Annotated in this window: 15 protein-coding genes and 1 pseudogene; 10 read left to right on the plus strand and 6 right to left on the minus strand. The window is 67.5% G+C overall.

The features are described from left to right. Window positions 1-60: 60 nt before the first annotated feature. Window positions 61-1,485 (plus strand): M50 family metallopeptidase, encoded by a 1,425-nt coding sequence (locus tag ACZF5Y_RS05405; protein WP_497534801.1) that lies wholly within the window; start codon window positions 61-63, stop codon window positions 1,483-1,485. Between the two features lie 75 nt (window positions 1,486-1,560). Further along, entirely contained in the window at window positions 1,561-2,712 is a 1,152-nt protein-coding gene (gene ispG / locus ACZF5Y_RS05410; RefSeq protein ID WP_497534802.1) for a flavodoxin-dependent (E)-4-hydroxy-3-methylbut-2-enyl-diphosphate synthase, read from the plus strand. 9 nt (window positions 2,713-2,721) lie between these two features. On the opposite strand, the gene ACZF5Y_RS05415 is transcribed toward ispG, so the two are convergent. Next, window positions 2,722-4,206 (minus strand): RNB domain-containing ribonuclease, encoded by a 1,485-nt coding sequence (locus ACZF5Y_RS05415; protein ID WP_497534803.1) that lies wholly within the window; start codon window positions 4,204-4,206, stop codon window positions 2,722-2,724. A gap of 92 nt (window positions 4,207-4,298) precedes the next feature. Between ACZF5Y_RS05415 and ACZF5Y_RS05420 the strand changes: the two genes are divergently transcribed. Further along, the gene (locus ACZF5Y_RS05420; RefSeq protein ID WP_497535302.1) at window positions 4,299-5,345 is read left to right on the plus strand and encodes an LOG family protein; all 1,047 of its coding nucleotides are present in this window, start codon (window positions 4,299-4,301) and stop codon (window positions 5,343-5,345) included. Window positions 5,346-5,358: 13 nt separating this feature from the next. Here the strand turns inward: ACZF5Y_RS05420 and ACZF5Y_RS05425 are convergent, their stop codons facing one another. Next, a complete protein-coding gene (locus ACZF5Y_RS05425; protein ID WP_497534804.1) occupies window positions 5,359-7,713 on the minus strand; it encodes an ATP-binding cassette domain-containing protein in 2,355 nt (784 codons plus the stop codon). Window positions 7,714-7,838: 125 nt separating this feature from the next. Here ACZF5Y_RS05425 and ACZF5Y_RS05430 point away from each other — a divergent pair, with 125 nt between their 5' ends. Together ACZF5Y_RS05430 and ACZF5Y_RS05435 are read left to right on the plus strand one after the other, a co-directional pair. Beyond that, window positions 7,839-8,225 (plus strand): hypothetical protein, encoded by a 387-nt coding sequence (locus ACZF5Y_RS05430; RefSeq protein ID WP_497534805.1) that lies wholly within the window; start codon window positions 7,839-7,841, stop codon window positions 8,223-8,225. Between the two features lie 32 nt (window positions 8,226-8,257). After that, window positions 8,258-9,139, plus strand: a complete 882-nt coding sequence (locus tag ACZF5Y_RS05435) for a CPBP family glutamic-type intramembrane protease (RefSeq protein ID WP_497535303.1) — start codon at window positions 8,258-8,260, stop codon at window positions 9,137-9,139. Between the two features lie 21 nt (window positions 9,140-9,160). Here the strand turns inward: ACZF5Y_RS05435 and aroQ are convergent, their stop codons facing one another. After that, entirely contained in the window at window positions 9,161-9,601 is a 441-nt protein-coding gene (gene aroQ / locus ACZF5Y_RS05440) for a type II 3-dehydroquinate dehydratase (protein WP_497534806.1), read from the minus strand. Between the two features lie 138 nt (window positions 9,602-9,739). Between aroQ and trmB the strand changes: the two genes are divergently transcribed. Both trmB and ACZF5Y_RS05450 read left to right on the plus strand, forming a co-directional pair. Continuing rightward, window positions 9,740-10,486 carry a tRNA (guanosine(46)-N7)-methyltransferase TrmB gene (gene trmB / locus ACZF5Y_RS05445; RefSeq protein ID WP_497534807.1) on the plus strand — a complete coding sequence of 249 codons (747 nt, stop codon included), beginning with the start codon at window positions 9,740-9,742 and terminating at the stop codon, window positions 10,484-10,486. Between the two features lie 50 nt (window positions 10,487-10,536). Continuing rightward, a complete protein-coding gene (locus ACZF5Y_RS05450; RefSeq protein WP_497534808.1) occupies window positions 10,537-11,499 on the plus strand; it encodes an NAD(P)H-dependent flavin oxidoreductase in 963 nt (320 codons plus the stop codon). Between the two features lie 29 nt (window positions 11,500-11,528). Here the strand turns inward: ACZF5Y_RS05450 and ACZF5Y_RS05455 are convergent, their stop codons facing one another. Next, window positions 11,529-12,179, minus strand: a complete 651-nt coding sequence (locus ACZF5Y_RS05455; RefSeq protein WP_497534809.1) for a M15 family metallopeptidase — start codon at window positions 12,177-12,179, stop codon at window positions 11,529-11,531. Window positions 12,180-12,265: 86 nt separating this feature from the next. Here ACZF5Y_RS05455 and ACZF5Y_RS05460 point away from each other — a divergent pair, with 86 nt between their 5' ends. The 3 genes and pseudogenes from ACZF5Y_RS05460 to ACZF5Y_RS05470 form a co-directional block, all read left to right on the plus strand. Continuing rightward, a complete protein-coding gene (locus tag ACZF5Y_RS05460; RefSeq protein ID WP_497534810.1) occupies window positions 12,266-12,976 on the plus strand; it encodes a response regulator transcription factor in 711 nt (236 codons plus the stop codon). Then, entirely contained in the window at window positions 12,973-14,052 is a 1,080-nt protein-coding gene (locus ACZF5Y_RS05465; RefSeq protein ID WP_497534811.1) for a sensor histidine kinase, read from the plus strand. Before ACZF5Y_RS05460 ends, ACZF5Y_RS05465 begins: the two co-directional genes overlap by 4 nt. Window positions 14,053-14,114: 62 nt before the next feature. Next, a pseudogene (locus ACZF5Y_RS05470) lies at window positions 14,115-14,420 on the plus strand (VanZ family protein); the annotation flags it as partial. Here the strand turns inward: ACZF5Y_RS05470 and ACZF5Y_RS05475 are convergent. Next, window positions 14,319-14,582, minus strand: a complete 264-nt coding sequence (locus tag ACZF5Y_RS05475; protein WP_497535358.1) for a hypothetical protein — start codon at window positions 14,580-14,582, stop codon at window positions 14,319-14,321. The pseudogene ACZF5Y_RS05470 and the gene ACZF5Y_RS05475 overlap by 102 nt on opposite strands. 81 nt (window positions 14,583-14,663) lie before the next feature. Then, the gene (locus ACZF5Y_RS05480; protein WP_497534812.1) at window positions 14,664-15,392 is read right to left on the minus strand and encodes a FadR/GntR family transcriptional regulator; all 729 of its coding nucleotides are present in this window, start codon (window positions 15,390-15,392) and stop codon (window positions 14,664-14,666) included. Window positions 15,393-15,442 lie beyond the last annotated feature (50 nt).

Below are 15,442 nucleotides of genomic sequence, written 5' to 3' on the forward strand. Positions count from 1 at the left end.
CACGGCTCCTCCCCGGGGTGCTCCCCGAAACCCCACAGCACCGCGCAGTAATCTGAGCTAGTGACTGAGGTTCTGCTCTACGTGCTCGGCATCCTGATCTTCGTGGTCGGGCTCGCCGTCTCCATTGGCCTGCACGAAATCGGGCACCTGGTGCCGGCAAAACTCTTCAAAGTCAAAGTGACTCAGTACATGCTGGGGTTCGGTCGCACGATCTGGTCGAAGCGGAAGGGCGAAACCGAGTACGGCGTCAAGCTGATCCCACTCGGCGGCTATGTCGCGATGACCGGCATGTTCCCTCCGGGCAAGCCGGGGGAGGCCCCCCGCGAGTCAACGACTGGTTTCTTGAACACAGTAGTTCAGGACGGGTCCGCCCTCGGCACGTCGGTGGCCAGTAAGCATTCAGAGGCGCGAACCGATGAGGCGCCAAAGCGCGGCGTCGTCGGCATGGTCGAAGATGCGCGGCTCGCGAGCGCGGAGTCCATTGACGAGGGCGAGGATCACCGCACCTTCTATCGGCTGGCGCCGTGGAAGAAGATCGTCATCATGCTCGGCGGGCCGCTGATGAACCTCGTGCTCGCGTTCGTGTTCTTCGCGATCGTGCTCGTCGGATTCGGCGTGCCGCAGAACAGCACCACGCTCGGCCAGGTGAGCGAGTGCCTCGTGTCGGCATCGAGTACGGCGACCTCGTGCAGCAGCGATGATCCCGCGGCGCCCGCCGCCGCCGCCGGCTTGCGCCCGGGCGACACGATCCGCTCCGTAAATGGCACGGCGATCACGAGCTGGGAACAGTTCCGATCGATCGTCTCTGACGCCCCGGGCACGTCGCTTGCGGTGCGCATCGAGCGCGACGGCGCCGAGCAGACGCTGCAGCTCACCCCGGTCGAAAACGAGCGCGCCGTGACCGACGCGTCGGGCAAGGTCGTCGAGAACGCCGACGGCACCGTGAAAACCGAAGTCGTCGGCATGATCGGCGCGACCCCGGCCAGCGAGAACGTGCAGCAGCCCATCACTGCCGTCCCTGCATTCCTGGGCGAGAACGTTTCGAGCGTGGTTGGAATCGTCGTGCGCATGCCCGAACGCATGGTCGATGTCTGGAACGCCGCGTTCGGGTCGGAAGCGCGTGACCCGAACGGGCCCATCAGCGTCGTCGGCGTCGGCCGCATGGCGGGCGAGATCGTCAGTCTCGAAGACGCGCCGGTCGCGGCGCGCGCCCAGACCATCATCGGGCTGCTCGGGTCGCTCAATGTCGCGCTGTTCGTGTTCAACCTCGTGCCGCTGATGCCGCTCGATGGCGGGCATATCATCGGTGCGGTGTACGAGTGGCTGAAGCGCGGTATCGCTCGACTGCTGGGCCGGCCCGATCCGGGGCCGATCGACACCGCAAAAATGGCACCGGTCACGATGGCGGTCGCTGTCGTTATCGGTGCCATGTTGGTGCTGCTCGTCTACGCGGATATCGTGAAGCCGGTGTCGCTGTTCGGCTGACCGGCAGCTGTGACCGTCGCGCGTGCACGCCGGACCCGGGGGTCGCGCGCATCTCGCGAGAGTAGACTCGGCAGCGTGCCAGCAGTCAATTTGGGAATGCCCCAGGTCCCCGAAGTACTCGCCCCGCGCCGTACATCCCGGGCGATCCAGGTCGGGTCGGTCACCGTGGGCGGCAACGCTCCGGTCTCCGTGCAGTCCATGACCACGACCCCCACGACCGACATCAACGCGACGCTGCAGCAGATCGCCGAGCTCACTGCCGCCGGCTGCGACATCGTGCGCGTGGCCTGCCCGAGCCGTGATGATGCCGAGGCGTTGCCGATCATCGCGAAGAAGAGTCAGATCCCGGTCATCGCCGATATCCACTTCCAGCCGAACTACGTGTATGCGGCGATCGACGCCGGTTGCGCCGCGGTGCGCGTGAATCCCGGCAACATTCGCAAGTTCGACGACCAGGTCGGCGAGATCGCGCGTCGAGCCCAGGCCGCCGGTGTCTCCCTGCGCATCGGCGTCAACGCCGGATCACTCGACCCTCGACTGCTGCAGAAGTACGGCAAAGCCACTCCCGAGGCGCTCGTCGAGAGCGCGGTCTGGGAGGCGTCGCTGTTCGAGGAGCACGACTTCCACGACTTCAAGATCTCGGTGAAGCACAACGACCCGATCGTCATGGTCAAGGCGTACCGGCAGCTCGCCGAGCGGGGCGACTGGCCGCTGCACCTCGGCGTCACCGAGGCGGGCCCGGCATTCCAGGGCACCATCAAGAGTGCGACGGCGTTCGGCATCCTGCTCTCCGAGGGCATCGGCGACACGATTCGCGTCTCGCTCTCGGCGCCCCCGGTCGAGGAGGTCAAAGTCGGGCTGCAGATCTTGCAGTCGCTGAACCTGCGAGAGCGCAAGCTCGAGATCGTGTCGTGCCCGTCGTGCGGCCGAGCTCAGGTTGACGTGTACACACTCGCCGAAGAGGTGACGCAGGGGCTCGAGGGCATGAGCGTGCCGCTGCGGGTCGCGGTCATGGGCTGCGTCGTGAACGGGCCGGGCGAAGCGCGCGAAGCAGATCTGGGCGTGGCATCAGGCAATGGCAAGGGGCAGATCTTCGTCAAGGGCGAGGTCATCAAGACGGTGCCCGAGAGCGAGATCGTGGCGACGTTGATCGAGGAGGCGAACCGACTCGCGGCTGAGATGCCCGCATCGGTGGGCTCCGGATCACCGGAGGTCGTCACGGCCTGAGCCGAGTGGTCAGGCGCTCGCGCGGTGCGTTGTCGCACTCGATGGCGTCGTGTCTACCGCGGAGGGTTCCGGCGCTTCTGCGGGCTCCAGCTGCACGGTTCCCGACGCGACATCCGCAGCCGCGACGCGCACATCGACGCGCGTGCCGGCGGTGAAGCCGCTCGCCGAGACCTGTGCGGTGACCGCCGGGTCGTCGAGCTGCACGCGTGCGCGCTCGCCGCGCACTTCCACGACGACTGCGGAGAGTACCTCGCCGACGCGGTCGCGCAGGAGCGCCGCCTCGACGCGGTCGATCGCCGCGGCACCGATCTGCCCGGCACGCTGATTCGATGAGCGCATCAGGGCGGGCAGCTCGTCGAGTGAATCGCGTGCCCAGCTCGGGATCGGCTCGCCCGCGCAGATCGCGGCGCAGATGACGAGGCCCCACCGATCGACGAGGCGGCGCAGCGGCGCGGTGACGTGGGCGTAGGGGGCGGCGATCGCCGCTTGGAGCGGTTGCTCGGGAATCGTGCCATCGAAGGGGGTGTAGTCGGCACCCCGAAACAGCGTCGCGGCGGCCTGCAGCACGCCCGGCGTCGTAGGCGAGTGCTCATCGAGTTGCTCCAGGTACTCGCCGTACGCGAGGCCGCGGGGCCACGGATGCCCGAGCGCGGCGACCTTCGTGCGGAAACTGGCGAGCGCATCGTCGTCGGGGGCGGGCATGGTGCGCAGGATGCCGACACCCGCCTCCAGCATCATGCGGCCGGCCGTGATGCCGGCGAGCAGCGAGAGCTGCGCGTTCCACTCCTCGATGGGGAGCGCGTAACGACGCACGATCCGATACCCGTCAGGGTCGCGCACGACCTCCTCATCGGGCATGTTCAGGCTCGCTCCGCCACGGGCGCGCTCCTGCGCGATGCGGAGTTTGCCGACTTCCGGGAGCAGCTGCAGCATCGCGTCAGCGGTGCCCGCATCGAGGTCGGCCTGGGCCGACGGGTAGTCGAGCTGGGCGCGCGAGCGCACGTGCGCGCGTTCGACACGACCGGAATGGTCGGCGCCGGCGGCATCGACCTCGACGGTCCACACGTAGGCGACGCGATCTTCACCCGGGAGAAGCGACGCCCGTCCCTCGCTGAGCTCCGGCGGATGCAACGAAACCCGGGCATCGGGCAGGTAGAGGGTTTGACCGCGCTCGCGTGCTTCGCGATCGAGTGCGCCGCCCGGTGCGACGAATCCGGGCAGGTCGGCGATCGCGTAACGCACGATGTACCCCGAAGCAGCGCGCTCGATGTGGAACGCCTGGTCGAGGTCTTGCGACCCTGGTGGGTCGAGCGTGACGAACGGGATCTCACGAAGGTCGAGATCGGGCACCGTCGTCTGCGCGGCGGCGGCCTCGGTAACGGCGTCTTCGGGGAACCTGTCAGGGATTGCGTTCGCCTCTCGGAGCGCGGCGAGCGCCGCCGCAAGCTGTCCATGTGCGGTCTGAGGGGAGAGATGAGCGCGCCGTGTCGGCATGCGGCCAGCCTACTGGTCGGCGCTCCTAGACTGTGAGCGTGAGTACCGAAGCGCAGCAACACTCAGATGATCCGCAGGCCGTGAGCACATGTGTGGAGGCGGCTGCCGCGTACCCTGAAGCTGTGGGCGAGCAGCTCGACGCGATCATCGAGACCGCCGGTGCTGGGGCGCAGCGGGGGCTGATCCGTCGCATTCTCACCGCGGGACTGGGCCTGGGATCTGACGGAACCAGCCGACTCGACCTGAAAATCACGGCTTCCGCGGTCGAGGAGATGCGCGCCGCGTTCCGACTGTTCGCGCCGTTCGTCGGCATCCCCAAGGTCACGATTTTCGGTTCGGCGCGCACCCAGTCGAAGGATCCGCTGTGGCTCGGCGCTGAGGCCGCCGCACGCGGGCTCGCCGAGCGCGGGTGGATGGTCGTGACGGGGGCCGGGCCGGGCATCATGGAGGCGGCCGCGACGGGGGCGGGGCCCGAGCGGTCGCTCGGCGTCTCGATTCGACTTCCGTTTGAGGAGACACCGCTCGACGAGCCGGCCGATGATGGGCACCGCGTCGCGATGAAGTACTTCTTCACCCGCAAGCTCATGCTCGTCAAAGAATCGCGCGGCTTCGTCTGCCTGCCCGGGGGATTCGGCACGATGGACGAGACCTTCGAACTCCTCACCCTGCAACAGACCGGCAAGATGGAGCCGATGCCGATCGTGTTGCTGGATCGTGCGGGCGGCACGTACTGGCGCGGGTTCGCACGCTTCGTGATCGAGGAGCTGGCGGGCGCCGGCTTGATCTCCGTCGATGACCTCGACCGCGTGCTCATCACTGATTCTCCGGAGGCCGCGATCGCCGAGGTCACCGGGTTCTGGCGCAACTACGACTCGCTGCGCTGGCAAGGCGAGCAGCTGGTGCTGAGAGTGCGCGCCGCCCCCACCGATGCCGAGATCGCCGACTTGAACCGTCGCTTTGCCGGACTGTGCGAAGCCGGCGAGATCGCGCGCACCGAGCCCCTCGATTCGGAGCGCGCCGATCACGATGCGCTCGATCTGCACCGCATCGTCTTCACGCCTCGCCGGCGAGCGGTCGGCGATCTCTACCGTCTGATCCGTGCGCTCAACGAGTCGGAGAGCGCCCCGGCCGCGGAATGATGGGCGAGCGGCGTCACCCCGCGACGTACTCCGCGAGGTGCTCGCCGGTGAGGGTCGACTTGGCGGCGATGAGGTCGGCGGGTGTGCCCTCGAATACGATGGTGCCGCCCTGCTGACCCGCGCCGGGGCCGAGGTCGATGATCCAGTCGGCGTGCGCCATGACTGCCTGATGATGCTCGATCACGATCACACTCTTGCCCACATCGACCAGGCGATCGAGGAGGCCGAGCAGCTGCTCGACGTCGGCGAGATGCAACCCGGTGGTCGGCTCGTCGAGCACGTAGATGTCGGCGTCCTCGAGCATGTGGATCGCGAGTTTGAGACGCTGACGCTCACCGCCTGACAGCGTGGACAGTGGCTGGCCGAGCTTGATGTACCCGATGCCGACGTCGACGAGCCGGTCGAGAATCTTTGCGGCCTTGGCGATCTTGGTGTCGGGTGCGGAGAAGAACTCACTGGCCTCGGCCATGGAGAGGTCGAGCACCTCGGCGATATTCTTGCCGCCGTAGGTGTAGTCGAGTACTGCGGCGTCGAAGCGCTTGCCCTCGCACACCTCGCAGACGCTCTCCATCGTGGCCATCATGCCGAGATCGGTGTAGATGATGCCCGCGCCCTTGCACTCGGGGCACGCGCCCTCCGAGTTCGCGCTGAAGAGCGCGGGCTTCACGCCGTTCGCCTTCGCGAACGCGGTGCGCACCGGATCGAGCAGCCCGGTGTACGTCGCCGGGTTCGAGCGTCGGGATCCCTTGATCGCGCCTTGGTCGACGGCGACCACGTCGTCACGGTTGGCGACGTAGTTGCCGATCAGGGTGCTCTTGCCCGACCCAGCGACCCCGGTCACGGCGCACAGTACGCCGAGCGGCACGTCGACGTCGACGTTCTGCAGGTTGTGGCGATCAGCTCCGCGCACTTCGAGGGCACCTGAAGAGGTGCGTACCGAATCTTTCACCCGCGCCCGATCGTCGAGGTGCTGACCCGTGAGCGTGCCTGAGGTGCGGAGCTCGGCGACGGTGCCCTCGAAACAGATCTCACCGCCGTTCGTGCCTGCCCGCGGCCCGAGGTCGACGACGTGGTCGGCGATGGCGATCATTTCGGGCTTGTGCTCCACGACGAGCACGGTGTTGCCCTTGTCGCGCAGTTTCAGTAGGAGTTGATTCATGCGCTGGATATCGTGCGGGTGCAGGCCGATCGAGGGCTCGTCGAACACATACGTCGCATCGGTGATGGGGGAGCCGAGGTGCCGGATCATCTTCGTGCGCTGCGACTCGCCACCGGAGAGGGTGCCGGTCGGGCGATCCAGGCTGAGATAGCCCAACCCGATTTGCACGAAAGAGTCGAGGGTGTCGGTGAGCTTTTCGACCAGCGGAGCGATGCCCGGATCGTCGATGCCGCGCACCCACTCGGCGAGGTCGGTGATCTGCATCGCGCAGACATCGGCGATCGACTTGCCTGAGATCTTCGAGGAGCGCGCCGTCTCGTTGAGGCGGGTGCCGCCGCAGTCGGGGCAGGCGTGGAAGACGATCGCACGATCCACGAATGCCCGAATGTGGGGCTGCATGGCCTCGCGGTCTTTCGAGAGCATCGACTTCTGGATTCGCGGGATGAGGCCCTCGTACGTGACGTTGACACCGTCGGCCTTGATCTTGCGGGGCTCGTCGTGGAGCAGCACGTGCATCTGCTCGTCGGTGAAGTCGCCGATGGGCGTGTCCATGGGCAGCAGCGCGGCGAAGATGCGACCGTACCAGCCGTCCATGCTGAACCCGGGCACTTTCAGGGCGCCATCGGCCAGTGACTTCTGAGCGTCGTAGAGCTCATCGAGCGCGAAGTCGCTCACGGTGCCCCGGCCCTCGCAGGTCGGGCACATGCCGCCGAGAATCTCGAAGCTGCGGCGCTCCTTGACCGTTTTGCCGCCCTTCTCGAGTGTGACCACGCCCGCGCCGCTGATCGAGGCGACGTTGAACGAGAACGCATTCGGAGACCCGATGCGCGGAGCCCCGAGGCGCGAGAAGACGATGCGCAGCATCGCGTTGACGTCGGTGGCCGTGCCGACGGTGGAGCGCGGGTTCGCGCCCATGCGTTCCTGGTCGACGATGATGGCCGTTGTGAGGCCTTCGAGCACGTCGACATCGGGTCGACTCTGCGACGGCATGAAGCCCTGCACGAAGGCGCTGTAGGTCTCGTTGATGAGTCGCTGCGACTCGGCCGCGATCGTACCGAACACGAGCGAGCTCTTGCCGGAACCCGAGACCCCGGTGAACGCCGTGAGCCGTCGCTTCGGCAAGTCAACGCTGACATCTTTCAAGTTGTGCTCGCGGGCACCCCGGACTCGAATTCGGTCGTGCGAATCTGCAACGTGAGATGAGGTCATGGAGCCAGAATAATGGGGGCCGCCGACATTGACTTCTTCAATCCTGATCGACTCTTGCGGCACGCGCGAACCCGCATATGAACTCGCACTCGAACCCCAGCGGAGCAGCTTGCTAGGCTCGCTGCATGAGCCTCCCCAAGAGTTGGATTCCTCATCGCCGCGAAGACGGAGAGCTCGTCGGCTGGATCGAACCCGAGGGCGATGGGTTCGTGCCGTTCGACCTTCTGGGGCGGCCTCGTGCCACCGCGCCGATCGACTGGCTCGACGCTGAAGCCGCACTCGAAGAGATCGGCATCGGGTATCTCGCGGAGATCTACGCACTGCGCACCGATGCCGGCGAGTGGATCCGCGCGCGCATCGTCGAGGTGTCGCCCGAAGGCATCGGAGCGAAAGAAGACGACTTCGGAGACATCGGTGCCGTGGTCGCGAACTTCGCACTGCCGTTCCCCATCGACGATCGACTGGTGCTGCTCGCCGACGCGCCGGGCCCCGTGAGCGGGCACTTCAGCTGATGCCCGGGCGCGAGGGCGGAGCCGAGACGCTGATGCTCGCGCGGCGCACGCGCCCGGCGGCCGTCTGCGCAGCGCTGATGGTCTGCCTGATGGCGCCCGCATGGTTCGTGATCCATGAGATTTGGCTCGGGGTCGGCCTCGGCGTCGTCGGCCTCGCGCTCGCGGCCTGGACATCGCGCGCCGGGCGCGACGACGCGACGCCGGCAGGGGCAATTGCCCGTGCCGGCGAGCGCCCTCCGTCGTTGCTGCGCGATCTCTCACTCATTGTGATCGGCCTGTCGATCGTGCGGGTGATCCCGCTCGCAGCACACCTCGACACTGCGTCGATGGTGAAGTTCACGCTTGCGCTCGGGGGCGCCGTCGCCGTGCCGTATCTCATTTCGCGGTACGTCTACCGCGACCGCGCCACCTCATTCCCCTGGCGCGGCGCGGGGAGCGCCCGAGGCGAGCGCTGGGGCAGATACCACTGGGCCTGGCTGGTCGCGGTGCTCGTGCTCGCGTGGCTGATCCTGCCCTGGTATTTCATCTCATCGGGCGTCTACGCGAACTGGCCCGTCGTCGACACCCCCGAGCTCATCGCCCGGCTCTTCGTCGGCGTCGGCGCCGTCGGAATCTGGGACGAACTCTTCTTCATCTGCACGGTGTTCGCGCTGCTGCTGCGGCACTTTCCGGCGTGGGCGGCGAACCTGCTGCAGACGATCGTGTTCGTGTCGTTCCTGTGGGAACTGGGGTATCGCGCCTGGGGGCCGTGGCTCACGATTCCTTTCGCGCTGGTGCAGGGAATTATTTTCTTGCGCACCCGGTCGCTGTCTTACGTCGTGACCGTGCATCTGCTGTTCGACGCGGTCGTCTTCGCCGTGCTCGTGCATGCGCACCAGCCCGAACTTTTCGACTGGTTTCCGACTGCGCGGTGAACGGGTGCGCCGCGGAGCCGCTCAGCCGGCGAGCAGCGCCGCGATGCGACGCACCGCGAAATCGTATCCCTGAACGCCGCACCCGACGATGACCGCGGCAGCCACACCCGAGAGATACGAGTGATGGCGGAACTCTTCGCGGGCGTGCACGTTCGAGATGTGCACCTCGGCCGTCGGCAGCGCAACGCCGGTGATGGCATCGCGAATCGCAATCGACGTGTGCGTGAAGGCGCCCGGATTGATGATGATCGCCGCGCAGTCATCGCGAGCCGCATGGATGGCGTCGATGATCACGCCCTCGTGGTTGCTCTGCACGGCGCGAACATCGAGCGAGAAGTCTGCGGCGACCCGCGTGACGAGCGCCTCCACATCGGCGAGCGTGTCGGTGCCGTACACCTCGGGCTCACGGGTGCCCAGCAAATTGAGATTCGGTCCGTTCACCAGCAGGATGCGTCTGGTCATGATGGGCCCCTTCGCTCGAATGCGGTTGAGTTCCATGGTAGCGGCGACATCGGGGCGCGGAGGGGAGCTCGGGATCGCCGCGCGACTGAGATGCGCCTCCGCTTTGCCCGTGCGCCGTCGCCCGACTACCGTTATGGGGTGACCGAGCAGCAGCCACTCCCGTACAAGAGCTTCGACCCGACGACGTTCCGCAAGAAGCCCGTCTCGTTCGTGCGCCGCAGCGGCCGCATGACGCCCTCGCAGGAGCGTGCGTGGGCCGATCACCACGAGACGTACGTGCTCGACATCGCGCACGGGCCGGCCGCGACGAGCGTCGCCGATGGCGTGCACGGCGACCCCGAAGAGATCTTCGGTCGAACGGCGCCCCTCGTGGTCGAGGTCGGCTCGGGGCAGGGCCACGCGATCCTGCACGCCGCAGAGCAGCGGCCCGACACGAACTTCCTCGCCGTCGAGGTGTTCCGCGCCGGTCTCGCGCGCACCATGATTCGTGCCGAGGTCGCCGCGCTCGACAACCTGAAGCTCGCCGAGGTGAACGCTCCCGAACTGCTCGAGAAGTATCTGCCCGCCGGGTCGGTCGACGAGATCTGGGTGTTCTTCCCCGACCCGTGGAAAAAGGTGCGTCATCACAAGCGCCGCCTGGTGAGCGACGACTTCGCCCGTATCGCGTACCGTGCGTTGCGCCCCGGTGGGGTGCTACGACTCGCCACCGACTGGGAGGACTACGCCGAGCAGATGCGCGAGGTGCTCGACGCCGCCGAGGGGTTCACCCGTGGTTTCTCGGGCGAGTGGGCGGATCGCTTCGACGGGCGCATCTTGACCGCGTTCGAGCAGAAGGGCATCGATGTGGGGCGCCACATCCGTGACCTCACGTATCGCCGCGCGTAGGCGCGAAGCGGCGCGCGCGCGACGACGCGCTGCGGAGTAGCGTAGACGTTATGAGCGAGCGACGACTGACCGAATGGGCCCGTGAACTCGGGCTCACCGCACCGCTGATCTGCGCTCCCATGGGCGGCGTCGCGGGCGGCGCGCTGGCCACCGCGGTCTCGCGTGCGGGTGCGCTGGGCATGATCGGCATGGGGAGCGCCGGATCGGTGGCCGCGCTGGAGCGCGAATTGGCCGCGCTCGGCGACGATCTGCGGGGAGCCGGCGGCCTGCCCTTCGGCATCGGACTCGTGGAATGGGGAATCGCGCGCGATCCCGAACTGCTCAGTCGTGCGATCGCGGCCGCACCCGCGCTTCTCTCGGTGAGTTTCGGGGATTGGAGTGCACCGGCGCCTGCACGGCACTGGGTCACGGCGGCCCGTGACGCCGGAATCCTCACCGTGACGCAGGTCGCGACCTTGCGAGAGGCCGAGGTCGCGGCCGCAAGCGGGGTCGATGCGATCGTCGCGCGCGGCAGCGAAGGGGGTGGGCACGGGGATCACCGAGAGCCGCGCGACTCCCTGCTCGCTGCAGTGCTCGGCACCGTAGACGTGCCGGTGATCGCAGCGGGCGCAGTCTCATCGGCGGCCGATGTGTCGAGGGTGCTCGATGCCGGTGCCGTGGCCGCATGGGTCGGTACGGCATTCGCGGCGGCGGAGGAAGCTCTGACGTCGGTGGACGCCCGTGCTGCGCTGATCGCGGCGACGGGCGCCGATACGGTCGTCACGCGCGCCTACGACGTCGCCCTGGAACGCCCGTGGCCGGCGCGGTTCCCCGAGCGTCTCGTGCGCACCGAGTTCATTGATCGCTGGCACGGGCGAGAAGTGGAACTGGCGCACGATACGGAAGCGCGCGCGGCGTTCCGTGCCGCAGTCGCCGCGGGCGACTACTCCGTCGTTCCGGTAGATGCCGGCGAAGGCGTCGGGTACGTGACACGTGTGCGCCCCGCAGCCGAGGTCGTCGCCGACTTGACCTGAAGCGACGACGTCGGGGCGGGTACTCGGGTTCACCCCGTCATTCGCGGATCGAACGTCGGATCGGCGTAGGGCTCGGCGCACCCGTTGACCGGAGCGTCGGGCTGCAATTCGAAGTGCCAGGATTCATTGGCATACGTCTGGCAGAGCCCATACCCTGCGCCGTGCAGACCGAGCCAGTACGCCGCATCGAAGTCTCCGATGTCGATCGCGCGGCCGGCGACGTGCTCGGACGTCTCGGGTGTCGCCACCCACCGCGCGGCTTCCTCAGCCGACCCGTACTGCGTGAGGGCGTCGTCCAACAACTGCTGCTGGTACGCGGCGGATCGCCACCCGCTCGTCACCGTGAACTCGATGTCGCTCGCGGCGGCGTCGACAGCAGCGGCCTGTACCGCTGCCAGGAGTGCGGGGTCGAGATTGCCGACCCCCGGCAGATCGGTATCGGTCACTCGGGCGTCCTCGGGTAGGTCACCGTCCGCTGCTGAGAGCGAGCCCGTCGGCAGCACGGAACGCACCGCGGTCTGCAGATCGGAGCGCGCCGTGCCGGTGTCTGCCGTCGCGGCGCGCACAGCGATGACGCAGACGGTGACCGCGACGGCGGCGATGAGGAGTGCGGCCGCTGCGGTGACGATCACGGCGACCGCGCGACGGCGTGCCACGTACGTGCTGTAGGGAATGCTCATGCCCTCAGTGCATCGCAGAGGATGTTGCCGCAGCGTATGCAAATTCCGATACACCGACGATAGGCGGCCCCTTCTAGCATTGAGGCATGCGTGTACTGATCGTGGAAGACGAGCCCTTCATGGCCGAGGCCATACGTGATGGGCTGCGTCTCGCGGCGATCGCAGCGGATATCGCCGGCGACGGCGAGACCGCGCTCGAACTGCTGAGTCTCAACGCCTATGAGGTCGCCCTGCTCGATCGCGATATTCCCGGACCGAACGGCGACGAGATCGCGCGACGCATCGTCGCGTCAGAATCGGGGCTGCCGATTCTCATGCTCACCGCGGCGGACCGGCTCGATGACAAAGCGACGGGGTTCGAACTCGGCGCCGACGACTACCTGACGAAACCGTTCGACATGCGTGAGCTCGTGCTGCGCCTGCGCGCGCTGGCACGCCGACGCATCCATGCACGGCCCCCCGTGCGCGAGTTCGCGGGAGTGCGGCTCGACGCATTCCGCCGCGAAGTCGTGCGCGATGGTCGGTTCGTCGCGCTGACGCGCAAGCAGTTCGCGGTGCTCGAGGTACTGCTGGATGCCGAAGGCGGCGTGGTCAGTGCCGAAACGCTGCTCGAACGGGCGTGGGATGAGAACGCCGACCCGTTTACCAATGCCGTACGCATCACGATGTCGGCACTGCGCAAGCGACTGGGCGAGCCCGGCATCATTGAGACGGTCGCCGGCGTCGGGTATCGCATCGCATCGGAACCCGAGACTGCTTCGAAGACGGGCGCCGCAACGGTGGAGCGCGCCGAATGACGCGGCCTCCGGGCCTCAGCGTGCGCTGGCAGCTGACGCTGAGCTATGTCGCGGTCGTCATGGTGACCGGCGGCCTGCTGCTCGCCATCGTCTACGTCTTCCTCCTGCGCTACGTGCCGGTGCAGGCATACGTCGGGCCGGAGGGGTTGATTCCGGGGCGCACCGATCTGCTCCGCGCTTTTCTCCCTCCGGCGGCATGGATGCTCGCGGCGCTGCTCGCTGCGAGCACGCTCGGCGGCTGGCTGCTCGCGGGGCGCGTGCTGGCACCGCTCACGCAGATCGCCCGAGCGACGCGTCAGGCCGCTGCCGGCTCGCTCGGGCACCGCATCGCGATGCCCGGCAGGCAAGACGAGTTTCGTGAACTCGCGGACAGTTTCGATGGCATGCTCGCCCAGCTCGAATCCCAACTCGCCGAGCAGCAGCGCTTCGCGGCCAACGCTTCGCACGAACTGCGCACCCCGCTCGCGATCACTCAGGCGCTGATCGATGTCGCCGCAGACGACCCCGCTTCCGATCGCTCTGCCATGCTTCGACGACTGCGCGAGGTAAACGCGCGTGCGATTCATCTCACCGAAGCGTTGCTCGTGCTCAGCCGGGCCGACCAGCGCGCATTCACCACTGAGCCGGTCGATCTCTCATTGCTTGCAGAGGAGGCCGCCGAGACGCTGCTGCCGATCGCGGAGCAGCGCGGTATCTCGCTCGAGGTGCGCGGAGACACGGCGATCACTCCGGGATCTTCGGCACTGCTGCTGCAACTCGTGACGAATCTCGTGCAGAACGCGGTCGCGCACAACGCCCCGCATGATGGTTGGGTGACCGTGAATACGGCGCGCGGTGCAGACGCGGTTGAGCTCACCGTCGAGAATCCCGGCGAGCGCATCGCGGCAGACGTGCTGAGTACCCTGGTGGAACCGTTTCAACGCGGCGCGTCGCGGGTGCGAGATGGTCGTGACGGCCATGGACTGGGGCTCGCCATCGCGCGCAGCATTGTGCGCGCCCATCACGGAGAACTGCAGCTCTCCGCGCGAGACGCCGGTGGGTTGCTGGTGCGCGTATCGTTGCCGGTGGCATCGTGACTGCGACACTGCCCCGGCCACTCGCGCACACCCAGCGTCACCCGCGGCGCCCTTCACCGCGCATGCTCGTCGTCGTGCTGATCGGATATCTCGCGCTGCTGACCTGGGTGATCGTCTGGAAGCTTGAGCTCCCTCAGTTCGGAGACGGGTCGCTGCGCACGATCAAGCTCGTGCCGTTCGTGGCAGGCGCCGGTCTGGGGCGAAACGCGCCGCTCGAACTCTTGGCGAACATCGCGCTCTTCGTGCCGTTCGGGGTGCTGCTCGCGCTACTGAATCGGCCGCGCAGGAGTGGTCTCGCACTCCTCGCGTGCATGTTCGGCAGCGTGATGCTGGAAACCGCGCAGTACGTGTTCGCCGTGGGGCGCTCCGACCTCACCGACGTACTCATGAACACGCTCGGCGGCGCGATCGGGCTTGGCGTCGTCACCGTTTCGCGAAAGCTCTGGCGTCGTCGCGGTGACCTGCTCGTGCTGCGCGCGACGATGGCCGGCTTTCTCGGTCTGCTCCTCGCCCGTGGGTGTCGCGTTCACCGCGCCCGTGATGCCGGGTCAGAGCGACGGAGGAACGGTGTTCACCGAGCTCCCCGACGTGCACGTCGCTCCGGGCGACGCCTACTGATTCGAGAGGAAGCCGCGCAAGAGCGCCGACGAGCCCTCGATGTGTTCGAGCATGGCCTCGGCCGCCGACTCCGGTCGGCCCGCGAGTATTGCCGCAACGACGGATTCATGCTGGGCATTCGAGTGCGCGAGGTTCGGTGCAAGCATCGGGATCTCTTCGAGCAGCGCGTTGACGCGGGTACGCAGGTTGGCGACCAGCGGCACGAGGCTCGTGGATCCTGACAGCTCCGCGATCAGCAAATGCAGGCGGGAGTCGAGGCGGCGGTGATCGGCCTGCGCCGAGCCCGAGCAATCTTCGAGTGCGCGTGTCAGCGATGCGCGCTCGTCAGCGGTCAGGTCTCGTGCGGCTGCCTCGCGGGCCGCACCGACTTCGAGCACCCGCCGCAGCGTGGTGACGTCTTCCACCTCTGCGGGGCCGAACCCGCCCTGCCGAGCGCCGAGTGCCGATTCGCGCGGCAGGGTATCTACGACGAACGTGCCGCCGTATCGGCCGCGCCGCGACACGACGTAGTCGGCCTCGGCGAGTGTCGCGAGCGCCTCGCGCACGGTATCTCGGCTGACCTTGAGCATCGCCGCGAGGTCGCGCTCGGCGGGGAGCCGTTCACCCGGACCGATCAGCCCAAGTCGAATGGACTGGAGCAGGCGCTGCATGGTTTCTTCGTAGGCGTTCGTCGGGCGCACCGCGCGCACGAGCAGCTCGATACCGTCGCCGGTCGCGGTCATGGGTACCTCCGATACTGGTCGCGCGGTGTGACTCTGCGAGTGTACGCGCG

It is taken from the genome of Leucobacter sp. WKLB1, from assembly GCF_059696215.1.

Coding starts and splice junctions, on each gene's coding strand:
- ACZF5Y_RS05460 (WP_497534810.1), top strand. CDS start 12,266: ATGCGTGTACTGATCGTGGAAGACGAGCCCTTCATGGCCGAGGCCATA.
- ACZF5Y_RS05480 (WP_497534812.1), bottom strand. CDS start 15,392: ATGACCGCGACCGGCGACGGTATCGAGCTGCTCGTGCGCGCGGTGCGC.
- ACZF5Y_RS05455 (WP_497534809.1), bottom strand. CDS start 12,179: ATGAGCATTCCCTACAGCACGTACGTGGCACGCCGTCGCGCGGTCGCC.
- ACZF5Y_RS05465 (WP_497534811.1), top strand. CDS start 12,973: ATGACGCGGCCTCCGGGCCTCAGCGTGCGCTGGCAGCTGACGCTGAGC.
- aroQ (WP_497534806.1), bottom strand. CDS start 9,601: ATGACCAGACGCATCCTGCTGGTGAACGGACCGAATCTCAATTTGCTG.
- ACZF5Y_RS05430 (WP_497534805.1), top strand. CDS start 7,839: ATGAGCCTCCCCAAGAGTTGGATTCCTCATCGCCGCGAAGACGGAGAG.
- ACZF5Y_RS05425 (WP_497534804.1), bottom strand. CDS start 7,713: ATGACCTCATCTCACGTTGCAGATTCGCACGACCGAATTCGAGTCCGG.
- ACZF5Y_RS05415 (WP_497534803.1), bottom strand. CDS start 4,206: ATGCCGACACGGCGCGCTCATCTCTCCCCTCAGACCGCACATGGACAG.
- ACZF5Y_RS05450 (WP_497534808.1), top strand. CDS start 10,537: ATGAGCGAGCGACGACTGACCGAATGGGCCCGTGAACTCGGGCTCACC.
- ACZF5Y_RS05435 (WP_497535303.1), top strand. CDS start 8,258: ATGCTCGCGCGGCGCACGCGCCCGGCGGCCGTCTGCGCAGCGCTGATG.